Genomic DNA, 10448 nt, shown 5'->3' on the forward strand with positions numbered 1-10448 from the left:
CCTAGGTATTATAAAAATTTAAAATTTAAAAATGACTAACCTACGAAATTTTATCACAATAATTATTTTACTTTTCCAAACTAATTTCATCATAGCCCAATCTGTTGGTAAATGGAGTATTTCTTCACAACAACTTCCTGTTTATCAATATACTGGCAAACTTCCCAATGTTGCGAAAGACAAACTGGGGCAGGATTCTTATATACAAAATGACCCTTATTTTCTACTGGGAAATTATCGATTATCACTTTTTGTTCATGCCAGTGGTATTTATCAATTTATGACAGGCGAAAGGGCTTGGGCGAGGGTGAATGCCGATGAAAATCAGCAAAATTATGGCTCGAATAATGCCCAAATTATTATAGGTAAAGGCAATAAACGAAAGAAAATAGACCTAATTGGGCTACAATCAATTGCCATTGACACACAACGCACTAAAAAGTTTTTTGGCGTTGGCTTTGCTAAATATACCTATACTTTGGACGAAAACCTTAGCTGCGAACGCATTATTTCGGTAAAACCTTCCACAAAAATAAACACAGGAAATCCCTCTTTTGTGGTTTCAATTACAATAAAAAATACGGGCAATTTGCCACAAGAAGTAACTTATTCGGAAGGAATAAAAGTAAATTACACACCGAGTGCTATCCAACTTTATGACAAAGCCAAAAGACCCGTCAATTATTTTAGCAAAATAAACGTTGATGGCACCACAAAAACGGCAATTGCTAATTTGACTTGCAAGCCCAATATATTTTTAAACTTTCCAAGCAAAAATCAACGCTATATTTATGATTTGAATCCGCCTACTGTATTTATGAGTACCAAGAGTTTTGATAAAAATATTGCCAACAAAATTACTGCCAACAAAGACACTTTATCGGCTCATTTATCGACCACATTAAAACCTGGTGAAACCCGTACTTTTCATATAATTGTTGGTCTTAACTATGAAAATTCCAAAGCAGCAATTCAACATCAAATCAATGAATTGTTTCTGAATGTAAATCTGAAAAGCAATACCGAAGGATTTTATCAAACAGCATGGAAAAAACAATTACCCGATTTTTCGACCGAAAAAGATACGGTGCTTAGGCGTGAAATGAATTGGAATGCCTATACATTAGAAGCAATGGCCACTTATTGTGCCTATTATGGTGAAACAATTATTCCACAAGGAACAATTTATGCCTATCATTTTGGCGATAATATTTCTAATCGTGACCATTTGCAAGCTGCATTGCCCGTTTGTTATACCAATCCAGCCTTGGCAAAATCTATCATTCGCTATGTTATTAAACACAGCGAAACAGATGGTGAAATTAAGCGGGGCGATGCAGGCAATGGCTATACGCCGCCTTCAATCTACAAAGAAAGCGATGAGCAACTTTATTTTTTTAATACGCTTTCACAATACTTAGCTACTACGAAAGATTATGGTTTTTTGAACGAAAAAGTTTTGCTTTATCCAGCCGAAAATAAAAAAGGTGAGGTGGTACTGAGTATCCTAAAAAATTACTTCATTTATCTGCGTGATGAAATTGGGCGAGGATCTAATGGACTCATAAAAATGTTGAATTCTGACTGGAGTGATAGTTTTTTTCACGAAAACTCACCAAACAAATATGCTGGGACGGCGGAGTCGCACTTAAATTCGGTGATGGTACTTGCTATTTTCCCAAAGTTGATTGCGGAACTCAAAAATTCTAAGAATCCCGAAGCAAGGGATTTTATAATTGCCTTAGAAAATTACAGAAAAGAAGTCTCAGAGGCTTATTTTAAAGATTTTGGCGACCGCAAATTCTCGGCTCGTGCTTATCTGAATCAAAAAATAAGGTATGGTATTGATAACGTCTGCATCGAACCACAAGGATATTTATTACAGATTCCTGATTTGAGCATTGCCCGAAAAAAAGAAATTTATGAATACGTAAAATCCAAAATTTATTCGCCCGAAAAAATTGGTTTTCGTACTAGAGAAAAACCCATTTGGAGTAGCACGGGAGAAGGTGAGGATGGCGGAATATGGTTTTCGCTCGAAGGGTCAGTTATAGCGGGTGTAGCAACTTTTGATAAAATTGAAGCAAAAAAACTGCTCCATACCATGAGTTTTCAGAATTTTACAGACCAATATCCTAACGTTTGGTTGGGACAGTGGACGGGTGGCGATAATGTTAATTCTACTTTATCGCAACACGATGGTTTATGTTATTTTTGGGAGAAAGGCCGAGCGAATGTTTTTCAAGGTTTCTGCTGCCATCCACACGCTTGGCCATTGTATTGTTATTTTAAAATCAAAGAATAAACATACTCATATCATAAGAATCATCAAAAATGAAGCAATTTTTTATCATCATCTTTTTCTTATTTTATGGTTTGACAATCCAAGCCCAACAAAAACGACTATACATCGCCAATGACGACCACACTGATTATATGTGGACGGCAGATGAAGCAAAGTATGACACAGCTTTTGTAAAAATGTTGGATTTTTACCTCCACCAAATAGATTCTACTAAAAATAATGTTCCCGATTTTCAAGCAAGATTTAACTGTGATGGGAGTATTTGGTTGCGAGCATATCAAAAATACCGTTCACCAGTACAATTTAATAATTTGATTTCAGCTGTTAAATCAGGGCATATTAATAGTCCTCTCAACAGTTTAGTAAGTACGTATGGAGCTCAACCAACCGAAGCAGTTTTACGTGGAATGTATTACGCAGGAAGTCTGGAACGTGCTTACAATGTACGGTTTAAGCTTGCTCAGGCGATGGAAAATAATACAATTCCTTTAGGTTTGGCATCGCTTTGGGCGGGTTCGGGTGTAAAATATAGTTACAAAGGAATTGGCGGTTATGGTAGCCAAATGACCTACAAATACCGTGAAAATAGAAGGAATCAATTGTATCATTACGCAGGTTTAGACGGCTCAAGTGTTTTGACAAAATGGTATGATTACAACGAAAAAAAGAATGGAGCTTTTGGCGGATATGCAGAATGCCGACTTTATCCAAAGAAACGACCTGTTAGTCAAACCGCTGAAATAGAGCAAGTTATTGATAAGTTGGATGCGTATGCCAATTCACCTAAATATCCGTTCAATATTGCGGGAGCTTTTGGTTATGGCTGGGACGACCTTTCTACTTTTGTTTCTCAACCTTTTGTTTCGGCAGCTAAAAATAAAACCACCGAAACTCGCAAAGTGCGGGTTTCTAATGAAATTGATTTTTTCCAAGATGTAGAAAAAAATTATCCTAATTTGCCTTCTGAATCGCTGAGTTATGGTAATGAGTGGGATTTATATTGTGCATCAATGAACGAAACCACTGCCAAAGTTCGTCGTTCGGTGGAGAAATTACGATCTGCCGAGGCACTTGCTTCAATTGTTTCATTAGAAAATAAACAATTCGGCTCAAATTTCACCGAATCAAAGCTAATAGCGTGGGAATCGCTCGGTTTTTATTGGGAACACAACTGGACTGCCGATGGTCCCGTGAATAGAAATACTCGTGCTACGTGGCAGAATAAATTGCAAATTAACCTCAGTAATTACGTTGATTCTTTATTTTTACTTTCCTCATTTGAACTGGGTAAACAACTCAAAAAAACCAAAAATCCACGATTTTATGTCTTCAATCCTTTGAATTGGACTCGAAATGATGTGGCAGATATAGCTTACGAAGGCAATTTTCCTGTAAAAGTGATTGATGTTTCTACCAATCAAGAAGTTATTAATCAGGCTATTACAAAAAATGGAAAACAATTTATCCGAATTGAAACCAACAATATTCCATCGGTAGGTTATAAAATTTTTGAAATTCAAAAATCTTTGCCAAAGAAATTTTCCAATAAACTTTTGGTTTCGGGCGACCAAATTTCCAATTCATTCTATAAAATAAAATTAAGTCCATCAGGGGCAATTACTGAAATTTTCGACCGCAAAGCCAACAATAAACAAGTAGTTTTAGACGGAAAATTTTTGAATGATTTAGGGGTAAAAAATCTGCAAGAAGGAACGCTATCTGTCGAAAATGTAGGTCCTGTTTCTATTACCATAAAAGCCGTTTCTCAAGACCCAATTTTGCACACCGTTCGTTTGACTTTATTTGCTAATAATCCTCGAATTTTAATTGAAGATAGTATTCAAGTTAATTTTACCGATGTCAGAACTTGGTCTTTTCCATTTAAGCTAAAAAATCAAACAACTCGCCACGAAGAAGTCGGAGCAATTATTATTGCCAAGAAAGAAACCCGTGGTGGACATTATGCCGCTCAAAATGCACGCCTCGACTGGCAAACTTTTAATCATTTTGCTGATTTGAGCGAAGAAAAATACGGCGTTACTTTATCAAATCAAGATTGTAGTTTTTTCAAATTAGGAGAAAGTACTGTTGATTCTCTTTGGGAAAATTCCTCGACTCTACACGCTTTGGCAGGCGGACAAGTAGATAAGAAGCATGAAGACGGTGGAATGATGGGAATTTTTAAACAAAATGGCCAGAAAACTTTCTTTTACAGCTTTGCTTTGACAACCCATCAAAATGCTTTTGACCCAACGAGTGCCATGAAGTTTTCTTTGGAACACCAAAATCCTTTGGTTGCCGAATGGATTAGCGGTAATAAAGATAAAAGTGAGAGCAGTTCTTTTTCATTGCTTTCAATGAGCGACCCAAATGTTTTGCTTTGGAGTGTCAAACCTTCGGAAGAGGGTATTGAAAATGGCTTAATTACACGATTCTGGAATTTCAATGCTAAACCTGTCAGCCCAATCTTGAAACTTTCAAAACCTATTGATACTGCTTGGCAAACAACGCATATTGAAACCAACGAACAATTATTGAAGCCAATAAATGGTGCTTTAAAGGTAAAGTTAAATCAATATCAATTAAAGACCTATCGCTTAATTTTAAAATAAAGGGAATTGATGAATTTACTAAATAACTACCTATTACGTGTTTTAAAAATGAAAATAATAAAATATTTTTTGGCCCTAATTTCCTTATTACAAGGAAATTATACGTATTCTCAAACATACAATATCTTTGATTTTGGAGCAAAAACCGATACTACTTTTCTCAATACAAATGCCATTCAGTCTGCAATTGATAAATGTTATAATAGTGGTGGGGGAGAAGTGATTGTGCCTGCTGGGCGATTTTTTACAGGTACAATTTTCTTAAAATCGAATGTCTATTTGAATCTTTCAGCAGGAGCGGTTTTGCAGGGAAGTTATAACCCGACAGACTATCCCGAACATAATATTTTATCTGCAAAAAAGTTTGGCACTATAACCCATAACGGACGTTATTTAGAAACTATGAAAGCTCTTGTGATTGCCGACAATGCACATCATACAGGTATTAAAGGCGAAGGAATATTAAAAGGTGCTGGAGAGGGAAAGGCATTTCAATTGGGTATAAACAAGGATGGAAAGCCTAAAAACATCTTTTTTATTGGTTGTAAAGATGTCATTTTAAAGGATATTGATGTATTAAATGCTGCTCAAGTTTGCATTTCTATTTCGGGTTGCGAAAGAGTAGTGATTGATGGAATTTACCTTAGAAGTTTGACAAATTGGAATTGTGACGGGCTTGACATAGATGGAAAGGACGTAATTATTTCAAATTCTACCATTGATTCGGAAGATGATGCACTTTGTTTTAAAAGCGAATATTTAGAGAAATTTTGCGAAAACATTACCGTTACAAACTGTGTGCTTTCCTCGCTTTGTAACGGAATCAAATTTGGAACAGGTTCACGCACAGGATTTAAAAATATTACAGTTAGTAATTGTATCATAAAAAAATCTTCCTTGAATGGTTATCGCCACTGGAATATGCCTTCAAATATAGTATATAATCCTGATATTCAGAGTGTTAATACTGGAATCGTAATTTTGGGAGTTGATGGTGGCATCGTTGAAAACATCAATATTTCAGACATTATTATGACCGATGTTTTGAGTCCGATTTTTATTAGAGTAGGCAAACGTTTTCTGAATCCTGAAGAAAAACCTTCCGTTATGCGGCACATCAATATTCAGAATATCAGAGCTGAAAGTAGAAGTATTATTCCATCAATCATTGCAGGTTTAGAAGAAAGTCCAGTGGAAGATATCAAACTTTCAAATATACGCATTACCGTACCAATAACTGTTAGTTCAGATTCTCTAAAAACTTACCCAACTGTTATTCCAGAAAACCTCAAAGGCTACCCTGAAAATAGATTAACTTTTGGTTTGAAAATTCCTGCAGCCGCATTTTACATTCGCCATGCTAAAGGGATTATTTTAGATGATATTTCTATAAAATATGCCGAAAACGAAGCCAGACCTGCTTTTTATATCGACGATGCGAAAGGAATAAAGTTAAAAAATATGTTTGTTAACGGCAAAAAACTTGAAAATAATAAAACCATGCTTTGGCAAAAGAACAGCGAAGCAATAGAGATAATTGATTAGTATTGAGTTCAAACCAAAAAATATGTTTAAAAAAATAAATGTTGTACTGGTATTACAGATGTGTTTTTGTGGGATTGCTATGGCTCAAACCAAGGCTACAATTGCCGATAAATACTACCAACTCATCGAAGCACCTTCTAACCCTGAAAAATGGAATGATTGGCGTTCGGAACTGCGTACATGGAAAGATTCAACTTTGAAGTTCTTGAATTACAAAGGCGAAAACTATGAAAAAAAGGAATATAAATGGGCTTCCAGTGCGTATTCAACTTTTTTCCTGATGGCAAATGACAAAAATTTATACGATAAAAATGGCAATTATGACATACAAAATTGCCTAAAAAAGTATGAGGATAATTATGGCGGTGTTGACGTAGTGGTTTTGTGGCCCACGTATCCGCAGTTAGGATTTGACAATCGCTCACAATATTCATTTTACCGAAATTTACCTGGCGGCGTTGTAGGTTTGAAAAAACTCTGCGATCAAATTCATCAACTGGGTAAAAAGTTAATGATTGCCTACAATCCTTGGGACAATATTGGCAGAAATCATGGTAAAACCGATGATGAGGAACTACTGGATATGCTCAAAGAAACGGGTGCTGATGGAGTATATTTAGACACGATTTCAAACATTGATGGCTTTTTTCAGCAGATGCAACGAACCAATCCAACGGCAATTTTTCAATCCGAGATACCAATCACGCCCATAGCTTTAAACCAAGTGCATCAATCGTGGTTGGAAGTGGGTTGGAATGATAAAGTCAAAAACCTTGAATTTGGTGAAGTACCCGCACTTGTTCGCAACCGATGGTTAGAGCAACGACATACCATTTATCGGCTTTCTCGTTTCAGTCATGAGCAGTCTACCGTCATTCAAAATGCTTGGATAAATGGCTGTGGAGTTGTTTTCTGGGAAAATGTGTTTGGCACAATCAATGAGTTAAACCCACGCGACCGCACATTGCTTCGCAGTATGTTACCTATTTTACGGCAATATTCCGACTTTTTCACCCGTGGCGATTGGTTTCCATTGTTTCCAGTCAAGCTCAACCGTGTATATGCCAGTCAGTGGAGTTTGGGCAACAAAAAATTGTGGACTATTATCAACCGACAAGAGCAAACAGCTATGGGTAGAATTGCTGAAATGGAAGAAACAAAAGGTTTAAAATATTTTGATTTAATAACAGGAACGGAAGTAAAAACGGAAAAAGAAAATGGAAAAATAGGTTTATATGTCACTTATAAGCCAAAAGCCATTGGCTGTATTTTAGCTATTCCTGAAAACGAATTGACTGAAGAATTCTATATTTTTCTAAAAAAACAAAAAGAAATTTATCGAAAAGCGGATTTTAAAAATACTTTCACTCAACCTACACCGCACTTAAAACCCATTGTTTATACAAATAAATACACAAAAAACAGTTTACCTAAGGGCATGATAGTAATTCGTGTGCCAATGGATTCGGCTAAAATGACCTTTGCATTCAGACAAAGAGAGTGTGGTTTTTATCCCCTCGGAAATTTTACTGATTATGCGTTGAGTCAAAACCGCAATGAAATTACAACGGGTAAAGTAACAACAAAATTAAGTGCATTTGCCATGGATGAAACGCATGTAACCAATAGCCAATTTGCCCAATTTTTACACTCAAGTGGCTATAAACCAACTCATACTGAAAACTTTTTGAAACATTGGGTAAACAATGCTCCACCCATTGGACAAGAAAATAACCCTGTTGTCTGGATAACCTTAAACGATGCCCGTGCCTACGCCAAATGGGCAGGAAAACGCCTTCCAACTGAAGCCGAATGGCAATGGGCAGCTCAAAATGGCAACGCAGAAACGACCTATCCGTGGGGGAACATTTTTGATTCAACCGCCGTAAATACTGGGCAATGGAAAAGTTCAACGTCAGTAAAAAAATTTGAAAACGGACGAACCAAAGACGGTTTGTACGATATGAGCGGCAATGTATGGCACCTCACCGAAAGCGAGCGAACTGATGGCTATAACGAATTTATTATTCTGCGTGGCGGATGTTGGTACGCCAATCGAGCATCGGAATGGTATGCTGATGGTGGAGCTCAAAAAACAAATTTTGGAGCAAAATATTTATTGACTTGGGCAGGTTTAGACAGATGTGCAACTGTTGGTTTTAGGTGTGTGGTAGATACAAAATAGGAGTTAAACAAATAGTTGTTAGGGTTCTTACTTTTAAACGAATTGCTTTAATAATGTAATTAAAAAAACAAAAATTCATACCATGATTAAATTTAAGCATTTACTCACATTCATTTTTTTAATGAATACTGCATTAATTTCAGCACAAAAAAGTAAACAACTTTTTCCGCAAACGGCCGGGATGGTTTCTTATACCTATCGCCAAAGTTTTGCAAAAGATGTAGCTAAAACGCTTGATACTTTGAAAACATTGGGCATTAATGATATTGAATTTTCTAATTTATTTGGTAGAAAAGCCACTGATATTCGAGCATTATTAGACGAGAGAGGACAAAAATGTTCGTCTTTTGGTGTAAGTTACGCAGATGCTCAAAACAAAACTGCCGAAGTAGCTCAAAATGCCAAAACGCTTGGGGCGAATTATGTTCGTGTGGCTTGGATTATGCAAAAACCGCCGTTTACAATAGACGATGCCAAGAAAGCAGTTGAAATATTTAACAAAATTGGTAAGCAGCTAAAAAATGACTTTGGACTTACATTTTGTTACCACAACCATGGTTATGAGTACGTAAAGTACGAAGATGAAACACTTATGGATTTCATTATTCAAAATACTAATCCCGACTATGTGAGTTTTGAATTAGACATTTTATGGGCGTTTTTCCCTGGACAAGATCCTGCCGATTGGCTCAAAAAGTATCCCAAAAGATACAAACTCATGCACCTAAAAGATTTGCGTAAAGGTATAGTTGGTAATGATTCGGGAGGAACATCCGTTGAAAACGATGTGGCCTTGGGAACTGGACAGTTAGATATTCCTGCGATTTTGAAAGCTGCCAATAACTCAAGTATTGTGCATTTTTACATTGAAGATGAAAGTCCGAGTTATACAAAACAAGTGCCGCAAACGCTGACATATTTGAAAAATTTAAAGAAATAATATCTATGAAACACATAATTTTTACTTTATGTTTTTTTAGTACATCAGTTGTTGCACAAAGGATAGAAACTTGTCGTGCAGAACTGAGAAATGACACCTTAATTATTGAAAACCAATTTATTGCCCGAAAGTTTTTGTGGAATAATGGGAACTTGATTACTTGCTCATTAATGGACAAAAAAGCTTCAAAATTGTGGAAAATGAGTGGTAACAAACCAGATTTATCATTCCCAAATCAATCTGAAAAAGCAGAAAATGCTCATTTTTTTTCAAAAATAGTTTCCGAAACGACAGTTACTCCAGAGTATTTGGAGGCAATAATTACTTATTCACTTGATAAGTTAGAAATTAAAAGAATCTTTCGTTTATACCCTGATTGTGCAGTTATTGCGTGTGATTTTTATTATAGAGGTGAGTCAAACAGTGTTTGGCTTCGTGAAGGAACTAACATTGCTGACATGGTAAATCTCGAAAAACTGACTCCGAGCAACGCAGGAAACAACACGCCTGTAATTGAGAAATTAGAGTTAGCAGGTAAGCATTGGAAAATTAATGCCATTGAGTTTTTTGATATTACTGATCGTTTCAATAATTTAATAAATAATGTAAGTTGCGTAAAGCCTAAAACTGTGTATCAAGGCAATACATGATGATAAAAATAAGAATTTTAAGCAAAAATCCTTTTGCAGTTACGGCATGAATCTTTTTAGGGAACTTAGCTGTAATATTTGCAAATGTATTTTCAATAGTTTTTCGGTAGTATCTATTTTCAAGTTCTTCAGCCCAAGTATTTCTCTTTAATGAGTTTTTCTTTGTGGCGGCTTTGAGCCTAATTCCATTGAATTTTTCGTGAAACTCTTT

6 protein-coding genes and 1 pseudogene are annotated in these 10448 nt (G+C 35.9%); 6 read left to right on the forward strand and 1 reads right to left on the reverse strand.

Annotated elements, in window-relative coordinates:
* Positions 1 to 31 precede the first annotated feature (31 nt).
* From ACH2CJ_RS05685 to ACH2CJ_RS05710, 6 genes are all read left to right on the forward strand, one after another.
* A complete protein-coding gene (locus tag ACH2CJ_RS05685; RefSeq protein WP_394991280.1) occupies positions 32 to 2305 on the forward strand; it encodes a hypothetical protein in 2274 nt (757 codons plus the stop codon).
* A 29-nt stretch (positions 2306 to 2334) separates the two neighbouring features.
* Complete coding sequence (locus ACH2CJ_RS05690) at positions 2335 to 4917, forward strand: glycosyl hydrolase-related protein (RefSeq protein ID WP_394991281.1); 2583 nt, start codon at positions 2335 to 2337, stop codon at positions 4915 to 4917.
* Between the two features lie 48 nt (positions 4918 to 4965).
* Entirely contained in the window at positions 4966 to 6462 is a 1497-nt protein-coding gene (locus ACH2CJ_RS05695) for a glycoside hydrolase family 28 protein (protein ID WP_394991282.1), read from the forward strand.
* A 22-nt stretch (positions 6463 to 6484) separates the two neighbouring features.
* The gene (locus tag ACH2CJ_RS05700) at positions 6485 to 8647 is read left to right on the forward strand and encodes a formylglycine-generating enzyme family protein (protein WP_394991283.1); all 2163 of its coding nucleotides are present in this window, start codon (positions 6485 to 6487) and stop codon (positions 8645 to 8647) included.
* Positions 8648 to 8768: 121 nt separating this feature from the next.
* Positions 8769 to 9587 carry a sugar phosphate isomerase/epimerase family protein gene (locus tag ACH2CJ_RS05705; RefSeq protein WP_394991284.1) on the forward strand — a complete coding sequence of 273 codons (819 nt, stop codon included), beginning with the start codon at positions 8769 to 8771 and terminating at the stop codon, positions 9585 to 9587.
* A 5-nt stretch (positions 9588 to 9592) separates the two neighbouring features.
* A complete protein-coding gene (locus ACH2CJ_RS05710; RefSeq protein WP_394991285.1) occupies positions 9593 to 10237 on the forward strand; it encodes a hypothetical protein in 645 nt (214 codons plus the stop codon).
* Here the strand turns inward: ACH2CJ_RS05710 and ACH2CJ_RS05715 are convergent.
* A pseudogene (locus tag ACH2CJ_RS05715) lies at positions 10209 to 10448 on the reverse strand (IS982 family transposase); the annotation flags it as partial. The gene ACH2CJ_RS05710 and the pseudogene ACH2CJ_RS05715 overlap by 29 nt on opposite strands.

It is taken from the genome of Emticicia sp. (assembly GCF_043780375.1).
GTDB lineage: Bacteria > Bacteroidota > Bacteroidia > Cytophagales > Spirosomataceae > Emticicia.